Genomic DNA, 18,123 nt, shown 5'->3' on the forward strand with positions numbered 1-18,123 from the left:
TCCATGATCGTTCATTCGGTCATGGATTTTCTAATCATTCTTAGTAATCTGGTCTTAGGACACCTGTTACAGTTGCCTTAGTTGCTTCGTAGTCGCCATCAACGACGACTTTGATAATGCGTTTGGCATCTTCTTCTGGTGCTGGAACTAGAGGTAAGCGTGTTGGGCCAGCTTCAAATCCCATATAGTTAAGAACAGCTTTAACTGGAGCAGGACTTGGATAAGAGAAGAGGGCATTAACCTTAGGAATGAATTTACGCTGAATTGCTGCGGCTTTCTTCATATCGCTTTCTGCAATGGCAGTAAACATCTCGTGCATTTCATCCCCATTTGTATGAGAGGCAACAGAAATAACCCCGTCCGCACCAAGGTTCATGGCATGGAAAGCATCGCCATCCTCACCTGTATAAATCAAGAACTCTTCTGGCTTGTGCTCAATCAAGTAAGCCATATTAGCCAAGCTAGTACATTCTTTGACACCAATGATATTTGGATGATCTGCCAAGCGAAGCATGGTTTCTGGAGTCAATTCGACAACTACACGCCCTGGAATGTTATAGATAATAATTGGTAAGTCAGAAGCATCTGCAATGGCTTTAAAATGCTGATACATTCCTTCTTGAGAAGGTTTGTTGTAGTAAGGTACGATAGCAAGTCCAGCAGCAAAACCGCCAAATTCCGCTACTTCTTTGACAAACTCAATAGAGTCACGCGTATCATTAGTACCTACACCCGCAATCAAAGGAACGCGTCCATTGACAATCTTTTGTACAGCCGCAAAGAGTTCCAACTCTTCATCGTGGGTCAAGGTTGGACTCTCAGCAGTGGTCCCTGCAAGGAGAATTCCGTCTGTATGATGCGCCAACAAATGCTCAATCAAGGCTGGAATGGCATCAAAATTGATGGAACCATCCTCATGGAAGGGGGTAATAAAGGCTGTGATGATTTTACACTCTTTTAAATCTTTATAAGACATGAGAAACACCTCTCTATTTCAAAGAAGGAGTTCATCTGAACTCCTAAACGATATGACTATTTTAATTCAAATTTCAATTCGGCCGTTGGACGAACCAAGCCACGTTCATGAAGAGTTTCTGCAATCTGAACTGAGTTCCAAGCAGCACCTTTGAGCAGGTTATCTGAAACAACCCACATGTGAATTCCTTTTTCTGCATCCAAGTCTTTACGGATACGACCAACAAAGGTATCACGTGAACCCACTGCATTAATGGCTTGAGGATAGATTTGATGAGCCACATCATCTTCAAGGACAGCACCTGGGAAAGCTGCGATAGCTGCTTTTACTTCTTCGATTGGAGCCACTTCTTTTGTTTCGATGTAAACAGACTCAGAGTGAGCTGACAAGACTGGAATACGCACACACGTTGCAGATACTGCAATGCTATCATCTTCCATAATTTTCTTAGTTTCCTTAGTCATCTTCATCTCTTCGTAAGTGTAATCATTGTCAGTGAAGACATCGATTTGTGGAAGAGCATTGAAGGCGATAGGATAATGTTTCTTGTCTCCACCTGAAGGCAAGATTTCGGCATGCAAATCACGTGGGGTTACACCATCATTCAAGACTTCACGAAGTTCACGTTGTGTCTCAAGAATTGCTCCCATACCAGCACCTGAAACTGCTTGGTAAGTTGAAACAATGATACGGTCCAAACCCCATTTTTGACGAACTGGCTCAAGCGCCACCATCATTTGGATTGTTGAACAGTTAGGGCAGGCGATGATTCCGTTGTGGGCATCAAGTGCATGAGCATTGACCTCTGGGACAACCAAAGGAACATCTGGATTTTGACGGAAGTAAGATGTATTATCTACTACTACCGCTCCAGCTTTAACTGCGTATGGTGCATACTTAGCTGATGTAGAACCACCTGCCGAAAAGAGAGCAATATCAACTCCTTCAAAAGCTGTTTCAGTCGTTTCTTCAATCGTAATATCTTGGTCTTTAAATTTCAAAGTCTTGCCTGCTGAACGAGCAGAAGCAAGGTAACGGATTTTATCGATTGGAAGTGTTGATTCTTCCAACATTTTTATCATCTGAGCTCCGACAGCACCTGTCGCGCCGACTACAGCAACTGTATATCCCATAAATAACCTCTTTCGGAATTTTCTAAAAATTTCTATAATAGATGTATTATACTACTTTTTCCATGAATTGCAAAGCATTTTCATCAATTTTTGGAAAATAAAAATCCCCAGTCGCTAGACTAGAGACTAAGAGGCATCTTCATGTGATGAGCAGGTTCACACAACTCATCAAGGTCCGCTCCTGCGTTATGACCTCCTTATGCTCAATAGTAGCCCGAAGACTACCTATCGACTCATCGCGCCTATTATATTACTAGAAATAAGTGATTTTGTCAATAAAAAATTTTTGCAGGATGACTTTTATTATACAAAAGTCAGAATTTTTTCTCGCGAGCATAAGAAAAAAACTCTTGTGTTCAAGAGTTTCTCTGTAAATATCATGCTAATTGCCGGGATTGAACCGGCGACCTCATCCTTACCATGGATGCGCTCTGCCAACTGAGCTAAATCAGCTTACTTAAGAAGTATACTATAGTTAGAAAAACTTGTCAAGTTTCCTTAGAAATTTTCCATAAGAAAAAGCCAGGTAAGAGCCACCTAGCTTCTCTTCGTCTATTTGCTTAAATCAATTCGACGACCAATTTTACCAATGATAATCGCACCAATAATTAATGAGGCAAATTCACCAATCCCTGTTGTGAACCAAGTAAGGAAAAATGGTAATTGCGCTACGATATTCAACTCTGCAGCGATAGTAAACATGGAAATTGAAAAGAGGATTGAAAAGAAGAAATGATCTTTTCGAATTAATCCATTAAAGAGGTAATCTTTGCTGTATTTTGCAAAAAGCCAAACACCTAGACTAAGGAATACTAGGGTTGATCCACCACCAACAAAGACATCTAGCAGTCCGAAGCTAAAGAAATTAGCAATCATACAACCGATAGTAACTCCGATAATGTACTTTGGATTGTAAAAAGCCATAAAGTTCATCATTTCTGAAATACGGAACTGATAAGCACCGTAGCTAATGGCATTTAGGGGTGGTGTGACAGTTAAAACGACATAGATAGCAGCAACGATTGCAATATCTGCAACATCACGAATAGTTAATTTTTTCATCTTTTCTCCTTTGGCGGTTGCCCGCGTGTAATATGCTTGGTGAAAGAAGCTAAGCACCAAGGGTTGATTCAATCAACCTTACTAGTATAGCACAATAACTTGCTTTATGCTATACTAAAAGTATGAAAAAACGCATTCAAAGTCTCTTCGAGAATGAGCTCTTAGCCTATCTCTTTTTTGGTGTAGCAACTACTCTTGTCTCCATTCTATCCCGATTAGTCATTTATCAATTAACCCATAAAGAACTGCTTGCTACTGGACTAGCAAATAGTATCGGTATCCTCTTTGCCTTTTTTACAAATGATAGACTTGTATTTAAGCAAGTTAGGCAGAATTGGCCAAGCCGTTTAGTAAAATTTACTCTAGCACGTCTTTCTACTTTTCTTTTAGACATGTTTTTAACATTTTTCTTTGTGACACAGTTTCCTAATATTATCGGACAATTTGTAAATAATAATATAGACAAGGTTAATAGTATTGAAACCGTTATTTCACAATTCTTGATAATTATCCTCAATTACATTTTTAGTAAGGTATTTATTTTTAAAAAATAAGAAAAAATTTACATATAACTTGCAAGAACTTCTTAATTAATATATAATCAAGAGTAAAAATTTTGGAAAGGAATTATGAAAATGTTAAAAGATCTTAAAGCATTTTTGCTTCGTGGTAATGTTGTTGACCTTGCTGTCGGTGTGATTATTGCCTCTGCTTTTGGTGCTATCGTAACTTCATTCGTTAACGATATCATCACTCCTCTACTATTGAACCCAGCCTTGGAAGCTGCGAAAGTACAAAATATCGCTGAGCTTGCATGGAATGGTGTTACATATGGTAAATTCTTGAGTGCTATTATCAACTTCCTTGTTGTAGGTACTGTTCTCTTCTTCGTTATTAAAGCTATGGAAAAAGCCCAAAGCCTTACTAAGAAAGAAGAAACTGTTGAAGAAGCTCCAGCTGGACCAACTGAATTGGAAGTACTTCAAGAAATCAAAGCTCTTCTTGAGAAAAAATAATCGATTAAAAGGATCTAGCGCAAAGCTAAATCCTTTTTTCTTTACTCTTTTGGTAACTTACCTGCTTTCTCAAGCATTTTCTTAATAAGATAAGGCATCTTAACATTTTCCCGACCTTTTTTCTCAATCAATTTTTTCACAAATTCTGGCATTTGTAAATCTTGAGATTCGGCCAAGATATTTTTCGTCTCATCTGAAGGAACTAACTCATCAAAGGTTTCTTCTTCTGGGAGAAATTCCTTAAATTCTTTGTCCTCATTAGCTCTGACGGTATTAACCAAGGCATCAATCAAACGAGAATCTGTATTTGGCATTGGTGGACGATGATAGTTCACCCCCAATTCCTGACACAAGTCATAACATTCTACATCGTTGTCAAACAAGACTTCAATGTGCTCACTGATAAAACTAATAGGTACAAAAATATAATGGTCTGGATGTTCTTTCCGTTCTCTAAGATACTCCAAGACATCTGGCTTAATCCATGGAATCCCGATATCACTTTCACTCTGCCAGGTATTTGTATATTGAGTGGAACTCAAACCTAGTTTTTCAGCGACTAACTTGCTATTTTCAAAAATTTGATCGATATAAGGATCACCAAAATCCAAGGCAAAAATGGGCACACTATGAGCTGAAAAGATGACTTTAAAGCTATCCTGCTTTACTTCTTCTTTTAAAATCTTAGCAATTTCATCTGCCCAATAGTTTAAGAGCGCTTCTTCTTGATACCAGTCCTTAATAACAAAAAATTGGATCTGCTTGCTTTCTAAAAATTTTTCATAGCCCATGACAGAATAGAAAGAATAATGAGGCTCCAAAATCAAGCAAATACACTGCTCGATTCCGTCTGCTTCCATCTGACCAATCACATTTGGAATAAAGGGACTGGAAAACTTATTAGCAAAATAAACACTATACTCATTTCCCAGCCTAGCCTCTACCAAGGCAACCTCTTCACGCGTAATTTTTTGCAGAGGCGTGCCGCCAATTCGTACATAATTATCATAGAGAGTTTGAATTTCGTGGTCTTGAGGTCTCACTCCACGACGAATATTTGTGAAAAAATCAGCCACACCTTCAAAGGTAATCTCTTCTGGTGAACCGAAAGTCATCATTAAAATTGCTTTTTTCATAATCGCTTCCTTGTGATATTTTTATCAAGTTTATTTTATCATTTATCCATTAATAAGTAAACGCCAACATAGCGAATTTCCCTAACTTATGTCTTTTGTTTTTCTCTTCTTTCTATGATACAATGGAAAAAATAAATTCAAAAGGAGTTTTTTATGACTTATCCAAATCTCTTGGACCGCTTCTTAACCTACGTTAAGGTCAACACGCGCTCTGATGAACACTCTACTACTACTCCAAGTACGCAGAGTCAGGTAGATTTTGCTACAAATGTTCTTATTCCTGAAATGAAACGTGTTGGATTACAAAATGTTTATTATCTACCAAATGGTTTTGCAATTGGAACCTTGCCAGCCAATGATCCATCTTTAACACGTAAGATTGGCTTCATCTCCCACATGGATACTGCTGATTTTAATGCCGAAGGAGTCAAGCCACAGGTAATTGAAAACTACGATGGTGGTGTGATTGAACTTGGAAATTCTGGTTTCAAACTCGATCCAGCTGACTTTAAGAGTCTAGAGAAATATCCAGGACAAACGCTCATCACAACCGATGGAACAACCTTACTAGGTGCTGATGACAAGTCAGGGATTGCTGAAATTATGACTGCTATTGAATATCTGACTGCCCATCCTGAAATCAAGCACTGTGAGATTCGTGTTGGTTTTGGTCCAGATGAAGAAATCGGTGTTGGTGCCAATAAATTTGATGCAGAAGATTTCGATGTAGATTTTGCCTATACTGTAGATGGCGGACCTCTCGGAGAACTTCAGTACGAGACCTTCTCAGCCGCTGGTGCTGAATTGCATTTCCAAGGACGCAATGTCCACCCTGGTACTGCCAAAGGGCAGATGGTCAATGCCCTTCAGCTAGCAATTGATTTTCATAATCAACTTCCAGAGAATGACCGACCCGAGTTAACAGAAGGTTACCAAGGCTTCTACCACCTAATGGATGTGATAGGTAGTGTCGAAGAGGCGCGTGCAAGCTACATCATTCGTGATTTTGAAAAAGATGCCTTTGAAGCTCGTAAAGCAGCAATGCAGTCTATCGCTGATAAGATGAATCAAGAACTTGGTAGCGACCGTGTCACCCTAAACTTGACAGACCAGTACTACAATATGAAAGAAGTCATTGAAAAAGATATGACTCCAATTACCATTGCCAAAGCAGTTATGGAAGATTTGGGGATTACTCCTATAATCGAACCAATCCGTGGAGGGACAGACGGCTCTAAGATTTCCTTTATGGGAATCCCAACTCCTAATATCTTTGCGGGAGGAGAAAATATGCATGGACGTTTTGAATACGTCAGCCTTCAGACTATGGAACGTGCGGTTGATACCATCATTGGTATCGTAGCTTATAAAGACTAAAAAGACGAGGTAGCTCAGCTACTTCGCCTTTCTTTTTATTCTGCTGGTTTTTCTTGATTTCCAGTACTTGTTGTAGATTCTGTTGTTTCCTTTTCTGACGCTGGTTCAGTAGGTTTAGAATCTGTTGCGTTGCTCGGTTTGTTTTCGTCGCTGGCAGTTTCACTGTTAGATTCTGCAGCTGCTGATGTTTCAGTTTCGGGACTTGTCTTATCACCATTTGCCTCGGCATTTGTTGCTGGAGTTGCTTCTTCACTCGCACTTGATTTTGACTTGATTTCTTGATTCAAGACTAGAATAGCTTTTGTCAATTCAAGTAAAGCAGCTTTATCCTTACTCTTAGCAGAAAGTTGATCTAGTAATGCATCCACCTTATCAAAGTCCGCATCAGAACCCTTATTGTTTTCTAAGTAAGCGTGAAGTGACATGAGGATATCGTAAAGTTTTTGATAGAGTACAAGTGTCTGAGGATCTTGCTCAGCATTTTCTTTCTCTTGTTGAAGAGCGCTAGCAATACGAGTCAAGACATCTTTTACCTGACTATTTACTTCATCCAAGTCTGCATCAGTCTTGTTTGTAGCAACTTTGAGATTTTCTACTTCTTCTGCCAAGGATTGTCTGATTCCTTCTTCTTGGATTTGTTCCAAGAGTTGATGTGCCTTGCTCAAGAGGCTTTCTACCTCTTCCTTGCTAACATGATTGACATGCTCTTCAGGCATAAAGTCTCCATACAATTCTTTCAAGAAGCCATAAATAGCTGTCTTGGCACTTTGATTATCAACTTTTTCAGTATCTAGAACTGTCTGACTTGATTTCGCAGTAGTTGGCTGAGCTTTCAACGCTTCTTCCACTTCTTGTTTTGCCTGATATATACTTGGGAATAATTTGTTCAATTCTGCTGCCTTAAGGAAGGATTGAGATTGATACAAAGTCCAAGTCAACTGAGCTACTTTGTTTCGAAGTTCATCACTCAAACGACCGTCATTTACGTGTTCGTAGAAGTACTTGATGTATTCTACAGTTGTAACACCTGTTCGGTCATTAAAGTCTTGCAAGGCTTGAAGTTGTGATTCAACCGCTGCTAAACCAGCCTCATCTTTTGCCAACTTAGCTTCTTGGAGTCGAACGAGAAGGTCTTTCTTTGGAAGTCCAAAAGTGTCTGTATCCAGTGTATTGATTTTATCAATCAAGGCTTGATATTTCTTATCTAGAGCACTGGTTTCAACAGGTTTGACACTTTCATCAATATGGATATATTGCTTATCAAAGAGATCAAGGGTTGCAAGATAACCTGCTGTAGAGTTAGTTGCCAGTTTCTTCATGTTTTCAGTAAACTGGCCTAAAGCTAACTCAATCTGTCTTTGTTCGATAGGCTTGTCTTTGTAGATACTTCTGCTATCAGCTAGAAGTTGATCTACTTTTTCCAAGACTGCCTTCTCATCAAAAGCTCCAGGTTGATAATTGGATTGTAGAGCTGGAATCTTGTTTTTCAAAGCCACTTCATACCCCTTAGTTTGAACCTTGATGTAGTGATTATGGTCGCCATGAGGAATCACAAAACTACCATTTTCTACCTGTAAGCTATACGGAGACACGCCATCTCTCAAAGCAGTCGTGTAGAGTTCGTTTAGGAAATCAAGTTCTGGATTTCCAGTTTGGAATGGCAAACGAACATGTTCCTTACGAACAGCATATGGGTGGATATGAGTTGGATCGTAGGCTTGGTCTGGATTTCCAAAGACAAAGAATCCGTTTGAAATTCTAATCGCTTCAAGTGGAACACCATAGGTCTTAGAAATATAAGCAATCTTTTCTTCATCGCTAGCATCTCGTGAGAAAGACTCTACCGTTTTAGCAAGAGGTTTTACAGGCTCTGCATCATGATGTGTTTTCAGATGATCCTGAGCTGCCTTAATTTGCTCTGCTGTCAAATCTTTCTTGAAGAAGTAATGATTGTGATCTCCATGTGACATGACAAAACCTTGTTCATCCTCACTGATGACACGATTGGCATCAAAACCGTGATCATGGTCTTCATCATGATGGTGTCCATGATGATCTTCATCGTGATCATCATCATGAGCTGGATTTGGTGTTGCTGTATTTGCCCCTTTCAAGTGGTCTTGTGCGGCCTTGATTTGATCAGCAGTCAAATCCTTCTTGAAGAAGTAATGATTGTGGTCACCATGACTCATGATAAATCCTGATTCATCTTCCGCAATAATACGATTAGCATCAAAGCCGTGTCCACCTTCTTCATGTTCCTCATGTGAAACACCAGGATTGATTGGAAGAGATGGCGAAGGTGTTGTTAGGCCATTGTTTGGAAGAGTCGGTTGACCAATTTGGTTCGCCTTAGGAATGTAATGGAAATGATCGCCATGTCTTACAATATAAGCTGTAGCAGTTTCTTCGACAATATCTTTAGGATTAAAGATATAACCATCAGATGTTGAAGAGATAGCCTTATTTGTAAGCAAGGAAGGATGATTCAAAGTAGATGGACTGCTTGGAAGACTTCCTAGACTAGACGCTACTCCATGAGGTTTTTCATTTGTAGAGACCGTAGAACCAGTTCCACCGATAGGCACCATTCTAGCAATCTTTTCTTCTAAAGGAGAGAGCTTGCTGTAAGGAATAAAGTGATAATGATCACCATGCGGAATCGCAACACCATTTGGTGTACGACTGATAATCTTAGCAGGGTCAAAGACTAAACCATCTGATTCACTGTAACGTTTGTCGCTAGGTGAATCGTAGAGTTCTTTCAATAGACTTTGGAGATTTTCAACTTTGCTTTCTGGCTTGCTAGTTGAGCCTTGTGCTACAGATTGCGTGTCATTATCACTAGCTGTTGAAGAATAGCTTAACTGACTTGGTTGCGTATTTTTGCCAGCTAAATGAGCTTTTGCTGCTGCTAACTCACTAGAAGACAAATCACTTTTTGGAATATAGTGATAGTGACCTCCATGAGGAACGATATAAGCATCACCCGTATCTTCGATAATATCAGCTGGATTAAAGACATAACCATCATCTGTCGTATAGCGTCCCTGAGACCTTGCTACAGCAACATCAGAGCTGACCTTCTCATTATCTTTGATGTGTTCTTGTTTTTGACGATTGATTTCATCCTTGGTTCGAACATTATCAGCATGAGCTGCATCTTTCAGGTAGACATAATATTTTCCATCGACCTTGATGATATAACCACCCTTGACCTCATTGACAATATCAGCGTCTTTAAGTTGATAATTAGCATCCTTCATCAAAAGTTCTTCACTGAAAATCGCATCATAAGGAACTTTCCCATTATAGTAATGATAGTGATCACCGTGTGACGTTACATAGCCCTGATCTGTGATCTTGATAACAATTTGCTCAGCCTGAATTCCTTCTTTTTGGCTAACCTGGTCTGGTGTCAGATTTTCAGTTTTCTGACTTGACTGACTACTATCCACATAAGAGACCCGATTATTGTCCTTATTTTCCTGCGAACGATGCTGATTTAATGCATAAGCACATAGACTCAAAGACACGATAACAGCTGATCCAGCTGCTATATATTTTTTACTGAATTTCATAAATCCCTCATTTCAATAAATGATGAAGCTTTTTCTTAACTTCTTTTCTCGGTTAAACAGTTTTTCCTAAACTGGTTATTTAACCAATTAATTAACCAGTAAATAGTTTACCTTTTTTAAGTCTATCTGTCAAGATTTTTATATCATTTTAAAAAATAAAAGCCAGTATTGCTACTGACTCTTACATCATTTTGATTTAACAAGATAAAATTTATGCTTCTGGTTTCGTCGTAACTGACTCATTACCTTTTAACAAAGCAAGCAATTTTTCTGCTTCTGCCATAATGCCATTATTATCCATGGTTTGGAGGTTCAAATTATTTCGTAAACCAGCTAGACTCTCTGCCACATTGTCTTTCAAACTAGCATCGGTTACTGTATCAAGTAGAGCTTCTACTTCTTTGAGTTTGGCTTCTACTTTTTCAGTCTCTACTTGAGGAACTTTAGCCTCATCTGTAGTATCTTCAGCTTCATCCTCTGTCTCTTCCGTATCAGTGCTTTGTTTATAAAGATTATCTGCTGAAGGATTTAAACCTGCGTGATTCTCTTTTTCATCAGATTCAGGGCGAGTTGGATCACTTACTTCATCATGTTTCTTATCTTCATCAGGTTTACTGTCTTCTGGCTTATTTTTACGAACATGGTCGCTGGCATTTCCCCAACCATTATCTGAGTGAGGACGTTCGTCTGGATGTTCTACATAATATTTTACAGTTGCAAAGAGATCCTCAAGGCTATAACCCTTAGGTGCCTCATAGAGTCCTTCGTCAAACCAACCAAATTTAATGTTATGGTAATGATCATAATGGGGAATAATCAAGCTTCCGTTTTTGACTTCAACAGTGTGTTGAAGATTGTAAGGCATGTGATCAAGTGGAACCTTCTTAGCTGCCTTCACTTTATTATAGATTGCTTCTACTCCTTTAACCTCAGTATTTCCTGAACCCTGATTATCTGTCGAAGGAGGCGTCAAACCTTTCTCTTTAGCATAAGCCTGAGCCGCTGCTCTTTCAGCTTCAGACAAACTATCTTTCTTAATCCAATGACTATGGGTCATATGTGGAGTTATATAGGCATCTCCCTCATCACTTGTAATATCACGAGTGTCAAAGATATAGCCATCTTCTGTTGTATACTTACCTGCTAATTTTGCTAATGTTATTTCATCGTCCGTATAAGCAATCTGAGAATTTGGTTTGCCAAGTCTCTCTGGATGAGTAATTGGTGCTAGGAATGCTAATAAATCATCTACCAATTTTCCTTTATTAGTCGATTCATCATTCAAGCGTTCTGCTAATTTATCTAAGGCTTGGAAATCAGAAGTACGACCCTTATTTTCAGACAAGGATTTATGAGCTTCGGCTAACAGATTATATGCTTTATCGTAGAATTCTTGGTCGCGAGGAGCAACATTTTCTTTCTTCGCAACTAGGGCATGCGTCTCTTGAGTTTTCTTAGACAAGAGATTATCAATAGCATCAATCTTATCCTTGGCCAAATCTTTAGCTAGAACATACCGACTAACACCCTTATCCTCGAAAATATATCCGTCACCAACTTTTCTAACAACCTGGTTGACATCAAGGTCAGCCGGTTTATTTTCTACTGGTGCTAAAGGTTTGGTAGCAGGAGCTGGCTTCAAAGGAGTGACACTTGGCAAGACACTGCCATTTTGTCCCTTAACAGCTATCATACGAGCCAATTTTTCTTCCAAAGGTGACATTTGTGAATAAGGGATAAAGTGATAATGGTCTCCGTGAGGCACTGCGACACCGTTAGCTGTACGTTTGATAATTTGTGCCGGATCAAAGACTAGACCATCAGATTCTACATGTCGTTCTGATAAAGGTTTGGCATACAATTCACGTAAAAGTGTTGGAATGTCTTCCCCTTGGTCTTGATGATAAGTTGGAGTGACAGTCAGATTAGGAGTTTCCGATAAACTTGGTTGGGCTGGTTTTACATCATTGCTATTTGGTTTACTTGAGCTTGTAGCAGAATGAGAACCCTGTTTACCATTCCAATAAGCTTGGGCAGCAGCCAGTTCTCCTGCAGACAAATCACTCTTAGGTATATAGTGGAAATGATTTCCATGCGGTACAACAAAAGCGTCTCCTGTATCTTCAATCACATCTGTCGGACTAAAGACATACCCATCATCCGTTGTATAGGCGCCTCCAGTTGCTCTATTCGGTGCCGGCGTATTGAGATTAAAGTTTGGCTTAATCGTTGAACTTGGTGTTGAACTTTGTTTCTCAGGACTGCTTGGTTTCGTATTGTCAGCATGACTTTGGACTGGCTGACCTCCAATTGGAAGATTTCGAGCCAATTTTTCTTCCAAAGCAGACATTTGCGAATAAGGAATGAAATGGAAATGATCCCCGTGAGGCACTGCCACACCATTTGCTGTACGTTTTGTAATCTGTGCTGGGTCAAATACCAATCCATCAGATTCCACATGACGTTGGCTAAGTGGCAAAGCGTACAATTCTTGAAGGAGACTAGCTAAATCCTCACTTTGACTGTCAGAATCTGTTGCAGGATTTTGAGGAGCCTCAGATTGACTCGTTCTCACACTAAATCTTGTTTCTCCCCTGCTTGAACGGTATTCAACCGTACTTAATTGACCGCCTTTTCCAGATAGGAAGGCTTGGGCGGCAGCTAATTCACTAGCAGACAAGTCACTCTTAGGAATATAGTGGAAGTGATTGCCATGAGGAACGATATAGGCATCACCCGTATCCTCAATGATATCAGAGGCATTAAAGATATAACCATCATCCGTTGTATAACGGCCTTGAGCTCTGGCAGCAACTACCGCCTGATCGTTAGAACTGCCTCCATGATTATGACTGTGTTCCTGCTTCTGGCGTTTAATCTCTTCTTTTGTCCGAATATTGTCCGCATGAGCCGCATCCTTGAGGTAAACATAGTATTTCCCGTCTACCTTAATGACATAACCACCCTTGATTTCATTGACAATGTCTGAATCCTTCAACTGATAATTCGGATCTTTCATGAGGAGTTCTTCACTGATGATAGCATCATAAGGAACCTTGCCATTATAGTAATGATAATGGTCTCCATGAGAGGTCACATAACCTTGATCAGTAATCTTGATAACAATTTGTTCGGCATTGATTCCCTCTCTCTTACTAACTTCATCTGGTGTCAAGTTCTCTGCCTTTTGACCAGCTTGATCACCATCAATATAAGCAACTCGATTAGAATCTTTCTTAACGTGACCAGCTTGATACCGCCCAAGTTCATAGGAACATACACTTAGAGCAAGGACTGCCACTGAACCCGCCACATATTTTTTATTGATTTTCATTCTTTCCTCACTTTAATTCTTCTGCTAGAACACTCATATTTTCTTCCAGGTTTTCTAAATAGGTCTTGTCATTTTGTGGGTCTGCCTCTAAAGGATTCAGAGTTTTAAGACCCACACCTGTTGATTTGACAAGAGTTTCAGCTACTTTTGAAGAAGCATTACTTTCTGTAAAAATCGTTTTAACCTTATAGGTTTTAACAAATTCCTGAATTTCTGTTAGTTGTCTTGGACTTGGTTCTTGTTCAGGAGAGATACCAGCGATTCCAAGTTGATTTAATCCAAATCTCTTAGCAAGATAAGAAAAGGCTGTATGCTGTGTTACAAAAGTTTTCTGACTCGCTTTTTCAAATTTAGGCTGGAATTTCTTAGTTAATTCTTGAGCTTTTTTGATAAAGGCTTGCGCATTTTTTTGATAAGTTTCTTTGTGCTCACTATCAACCTCTGAAAGTTTATCAGCGATAATTTGGGCTTCTTCACCAGCTTTTTCAGGATCTAGCCAAGTGTGAGGGTCATAGAGCGTTTTTTCATCAACTCCATCACCTGCTTCCACATCTTCTAGCCCTGGGACGCGGTCTAAAGTCATTCCCTCTGAAGCCTCTAAAACCTTAACTTTGGATTTTTTAAGATTGGGGTCCAGACTTCCCGCCCAAGATTCAAGCGTATGCGAATGGTAAACAAAGACATCTGCATCATAGATGGCTGCGATATCATTTGCTGAAGGTTCAAAGGAGTGAATCCCACTACTTGACTGAATCATCCGAACATCATTCAAGTCACCAGATACTTCCTTGACCATAGCATAGACAGGATAAAAACTTGTTACAATTTTCATCCCTTTCCCTGTCTGACTTTCCTTCTGCCCACAAGCACTTAAACACAAAAGAAAGACACTTAACAATACTAAAAATAAACTTTTTTTCTTCATAGATAACTCCTTAACTATTTAATTAACTGGTAAACATTCTACTCCTAAAAATTTAATCTGTCAAGCTATTTTTAGAAAAAATTTGAAATTTCTTTCACATATAAAAATCTGCTGAGTTTCAATAACTCAACAGATTCTCACTTTATATACTCAATGAAAATCCAAGAGCAAATTAGGAAGCTAGCCGCAGGCTGCTCAAAACACTGTTTTGAGGTTGTAGATGAAACTGACGAAGTCAGTAACCATGCATACGGCAAGGCGAAGCTGACGTGGTTTGAAGAGATTTTCGAAGAGTATTATTCTTCTATGGTAGAATGCTTATAACCATAAGTAAAGTAAATAATACTTCCTACTAACAATGCAACTAGGAAAGCAATCCAGGTTTCCATATTATACTGCAACATGAAGGATAAACAAATGATGATTGATAAAATCGGTAATAAGGGTACTAATGGTGTTTTAAATTCTCCAGCTTTGGGCATTCCTTTTTCTTTCCGTAAACGAATCAGACCATAAGCCAGCATGATCAAGTAGGCCAAGGTACAAATATTTAAGAAGGCTGCGATACTAGCAAGAGGGAACATTCCTGCTGCTACTGCTGAAGCTAGACCGGTCAAGATAGTAGCATTTTTTGGTACCTTGCTTGTTTTGGTTAGTTCTTTAAAGGTAGCAGGCATCAAGCCGTCACGCGCTAAACTGTAAATCATACGCGATAGGGCATAGGTCATCGAGATACAAACCGTAATCAAGGTCAAAATAGCCACTAATGACACATAGTTGGCTGCCCAACTAATCCCAATGCTGCGAAGAGCAAAGGCAACGGCATCGTCGACATTTAGGTGACTATAGTGAACCACACCAGTCAAAACAAGAGTCACCAAGGCATAAAGAATAGTTACGATAGAAAGCGATAAGACAATCCCTCTAGGAATATTTTTTTGAGGAGTCTTGACCTCATCTACAGCCATAGAGATGGATTCAAACCCCAAAAAACCAAAGAACATCAAGGACGCCCCAGCCATAATACCCGTACTAGCACCATATATTTGGCCAAAACCATAAGGGGCAAAATTACTCCAGTTATCAAGTTTGATATGCCAAATTCCTACTAAAACAAAGAGAGCTAAAGCGGAAAATTTCAAAATCACTAGAATAGAATTAAAGCGTAAGGCCGCCTTAGCATTAAGTAAAACCAGCGAGGTAACTAGAACCAAGACAAGAATAGGCAATAAATCAACAAATGTCCCTGCTTGAGGATTAAAGGTACCATTTAAAACCTGAGGAAGGGCTATCCCGTATTGAGAGAGCAAGCCTTTAAAATAAGCTGCCCAACCCGAAGCCACACCAGATATGGCTGTCATGAATTCCATCATGGTTAACCAGCCAGCCAACCAGGCTGGGAATTCTCCTAAAATAGCATAGAGATAACTGTATGCACCACCTGTAGCGGGTACTCGTGAAGCAAATTCTGCAAAAAAGAGGGCTGATAATCCTACACATAAGGCAGAAATAACGATTGAAATCACTAGGGCTGGACCAGCAAGTGTTGCGGCTGCAGTACCTGTTATAGTAAAGACACCTGTCCCTACCATGGCTCCGATACCCAGCAAAATCAAATCCCATAACTTCAAATGCCTGTGCATCTCTGTTTTATCCAAACTAACATTCTTTGTTCTAAATATATTCATCTTTGACTCCAAAATAAAATGATGATTCTATTTTACCATAAATATAGGATATTTGTGAATATTTATAAAATGTTTTCCTAAAAAAAATCTGACTACTTTTGTAATCAGATTTTTATCTATTCTAATTCATTTCTTTAAAGGCTGCTTCTGCATCCGCATTACTGATAACACCAAATTGAATCTTTCCAATCTTGCCTTGACTATCAATTAGGTATTCTGTAGGAATGCTTCGAATTTGATAAGCTTGGAATGTAGTTGCTTTGGTGTCATAAAGAACTGGGATATCCTTATAACCTTGATCTTGGAACCATTGTGGGAATTGCTCGACAGTTTTTTCACCTTGAATTCCTGGTGCAATGACACTAAGAATTTCAAAATCACGATCTGGTTTCGCTGCTAATTCCATCAACTCAGGCATACTTTTCTTACATGGACCACACCATGAAGCCCAAAACTTCAAGTAGACTTTTTTCCCCTTATAATCAGATAACTTAACTTCTTTACCATCCATAGATTGCAAGGTGAAGTCTGGAGCCTCTTTTCCAACAGCAATTTGTTGTACAGGCGTTTGTTGCTGTTGTTTTGGGGATTGTTGTGGAGCTTGAGTCTTTTTAGTCTCTTCCTCACCACAGGCTATCAATACGACTAATGACAAGAGGCTTAAGCCAGCAAACATTACTTTTTTCATCTTTTTCTCCTTTATTCAAAAATTCCAGCTAGAATATTTACTTGTCCTAATAGTAACAAAATTCCCATTAAAATAATGAGGAAACCACCAATTTTCTTCAGTAGCATCATATGACGTTTGATTTTACTAAAATAAGGCATTACTACACCTGAAGCTAGAGCCAAAACTAAGAAAGGAATGGCCATCCCAAGCGTATAAATCAAGGTATAGATAGCACCCTGCCAAGCGCCATTGCCTCCAGAAGCCGCAAGAGCTAAAACAGAACTTAAAACTGGACCAATACAAGGCGTCCAACCAAAGCTAAAAGTAATACCGAGTAAAAAGGCTGACCAATAACGATTGGCTTCTGATTTCTTAAAAGTAAAGCTTTTTTGAACCTCTAATTTCTTAAAATGAAAAATTTCCATCTGGTGCAGACCTAAAATGATGATAATTGTTCCCATGGTATAGCGAAACCAATTGGTATAAAGAATATTACCAAAGTAACCAGCACCAAAGCCTAGAATAAAGAAAATGAGAGAGATACCTGCTATAAAGCAAAGTGTTCGAATCAGACCTGACCAGGCAACCTTTCTCCCAAACAAAGAAAAGCTTTTTGCACTTTCCTGATCATCCAATAAAATCCCAGCATAAACTGGCAAAAGAGGAAAAATGCAAGGGGAAAAGAAGGACAAGATCCCTGCTAAAAAAACGGAGATTGAAAATACTATCGTTTCCAATAAAAAACCAACTTTCTTAATAATTCTAATTCTATTTTACTATAATCAATTTCATTTGTATGATTTCTGCTACGCAATTTGAATTAGTCTGTACTTGAAATATTTTCCGGTACTAGTTCATTCAGATTCTGGCCCTTTTTTGCCTCCTATACACAAAAAAAGCCTACTGCCCAAGCTAGAAAGCTTGATACAATAGGCTTTTGGAAGGTTGATTATTTAACAGCGTCTTTAAGAGCTTTACCAGCTTTGAATGCTGGAACTTTAGAAGCTGCAATTTTGATTTCTTTACCAGTTTGTGGGTTGCGACCTTTACGTGCAGCACGCTCACGAACTTCAAAGTTACCAAAACCAATCAATTGAACTTTTTCACCAGCTGCAAGGTACTCAGTTACTGCTGCGAATACAGCTTCAACTGCTGCTGCTGAGTCTTTCTTAGTCAATTCTGTAGCTTCTGCTACTTTAGCGATCAAATCTTGTTTGTTTGCCAT

The 18,123-nt window shown here is 39.1% G+C and carries 14 protein-coding genes, 1 tRNA gene and 1 riboswitch; of the genes, 3 read left to right on the forward strand and 12 right to left on the reverse strand.

Features of this window, described 5'->3' with window-relative positions:
- Positions 1-40: 40 nt before the first annotated feature.
- The 4 genes from dapA to QM843_RS02075 form a co-directional block, all read right to left on the reverse strand.
- Positions 41-976, reverse strand: coding sequence for a 4-hydroxy-tetrahydrodipicolinate synthase (gene dapA, locus QM843_RS02060; RefSeq protein ID WP_004254315.1), 936 nt, complete (start codon positions 974-976; stop codon positions 41-43).
- A 56-nt stretch (positions 977-1,032) separates the two neighbouring features.
- On the reverse strand, positions 1,033-2,109 hold the full coding sequence (locus tag QM843_RS02065) for an aspartate-semialdehyde dehydrogenase (RefSeq protein ID WP_050390811.1): 1,077 nt from the start codon (positions 2,107-2,109) through the stop codon (positions 1,033-1,035).
- A gap of 380 nt (positions 2,110-2,489) precedes the next feature.
- A tRNA-Thr gene (locus QM843_RS02070) sits at positions 2,490-2,562 on the reverse strand.
- A 99-nt stretch (positions 2,563-2,661) separates the two neighbouring features.
- On the reverse strand, positions 2,662-3,171 hold the full coding sequence (locus tag QM843_RS02075; protein WP_000737072.1) for a QueT transporter family protein: 510 nt from the start codon (positions 3,169-3,171) through the stop codon (positions 2,662-2,664).
- A riboswitch (PreQ1 riboswitch) is annotated at positions 3,169-3,265 on the reverse strand. Its footprint overlaps the gene before it by 3 nt.
- 28 nt (positions 3,266-3,293) lie before the next feature.
- Here QM843_RS02075 and QM843_RS02080 point away from each other — a divergent pair.
- Both QM843_RS02080 and mscL read left to right on the forward strand, forming a co-directional pair.
- On the forward strand, positions 3,294-3,725 hold the full coding sequence (locus QM843_RS02080; protein ID WP_000746186.1) for a GtrA family protein: 432 nt from the start codon (positions 3,294-3,296) through the stop codon (positions 3,723-3,725).
- 81 nt (positions 3,726-3,806) lie between these two features.
- Entirely contained in the window at positions 3,807-4,187 is a 381-nt protein-coding gene (gene mscL / locus QM843_RS02085) for a large conductance mechanosensitive channel protein MscL (RefSeq protein WP_000910199.1), read from the forward strand.
- Positions 4,188-4,228: 41 nt separating this feature from the next.
- On the opposite strand, the gene hemH is transcribed toward mscL, so the two are convergent.
- Complete coding sequence (hemH, locus tag QM843_RS02090; protein WP_414304756.1) at positions 4,229-5,323, reverse strand: ferrochelatase; 1,095 nt, start codon at positions 5,321-5,323, stop codon at positions 4,229-4,231.
- Positions 5,324-5,476: 153 nt separating this feature from the next.
- Between hemH and pepT the strand changes: the two genes are divergently transcribed.
- Positions 5,477-6,700: a peptidase T gene (gene pepT / locus QM843_RS02095; RefSeq protein WP_004254300.1), complete on the forward strand. Its 1,224-nt coding sequence runs from the start codon at positions 5,477-5,479 to the stop codon at positions 6,698-6,700.
- Between the two features lie 35 nt (positions 6,701-6,735).
- Here the strand turns inward: pepT and QM843_RS02100 are convergent, their stop codons facing one another.
- The 7 genes from QM843_RS02100 to QM843_RS02130 form a co-directional block, all read right to left on the reverse strand.
- Entirely contained in the window at positions 6,736-10,281 is a 3,546-nt protein-coding gene (locus QM843_RS02100) for a pneumococcal-type histidine triad protein (protein WP_414304755.1), read from the reverse strand.
- A 211-nt stretch (positions 10,282-10,492) separates the two neighbouring features.
- Positions 10,493-13,615, reverse strand: a complete 3,123-nt coding sequence (locus QM843_RS02105; RefSeq protein WP_414304754.1) for a pneumococcal-type histidine triad protein — start codon at positions 13,613-13,615, stop codon at positions 10,493-10,495.
- 7 nt (positions 13,616-13,622) lie between these two features.
- Complete coding sequence (gene adcAII, locus QM843_RS02110; RefSeq protein ID WP_004254291.1) at positions 13,623-14,540, reverse strand: zinc-binding lipoprotein AdcAII; 918 nt, start codon at positions 14,538-14,540, stop codon at positions 13,623-13,625.
- A gap of 296 nt (positions 14,541-14,836) precedes the next feature.
- Positions 14,837-16,228 (reverse strand): APC family permease, encoded by a 1,392-nt coding sequence (locus QM843_RS02115; RefSeq protein ID WP_261120033.1) that lies wholly within the window; start codon positions 16,226-16,228, stop codon positions 14,837-14,839.
- Between the two features lie 121 nt (positions 16,229-16,349).
- On the reverse strand, positions 16,350-16,916 hold the full coding sequence (gene sdbB, locus QM843_RS02120) for a thiol-disulfide oxidoreductase-associated lipoprotein SdbB (RefSeq protein WP_414304753.1): 567 nt from the start codon (positions 16,914-16,916) through the stop codon (positions 16,350-16,352).
- An 11-nt stretch (positions 16,917-16,927) separates the two neighbouring features.
- Positions 16,928-17,635, reverse strand: a complete 708-nt coding sequence (ccdA2, locus tag QM843_RS02125; RefSeq protein WP_414304752.1) for a thiol-disulfide oxidoreductase-associated membrane protein CcdA2 — start codon at positions 17,633-17,635, stop codon at positions 16,928-16,930.
- 212 nt (positions 17,636-17,847) lie between these two features.
- Complete coding sequence (locus QM843_RS02130; protein ID WP_001284640.1) at positions 17,848-18,123, reverse strand: HU family DNA-binding protein; 276 nt, start codon at positions 18,121-18,123, stop codon at positions 17,848-17,850.

The organism is Streptococcus mitis (assembly GCF_047463435.1).
GTDB lineage: Bacteria > Bacillota > Bacilli > Lactobacillales > Streptococcaceae > Streptococcus > Streptococcus mitis_DS.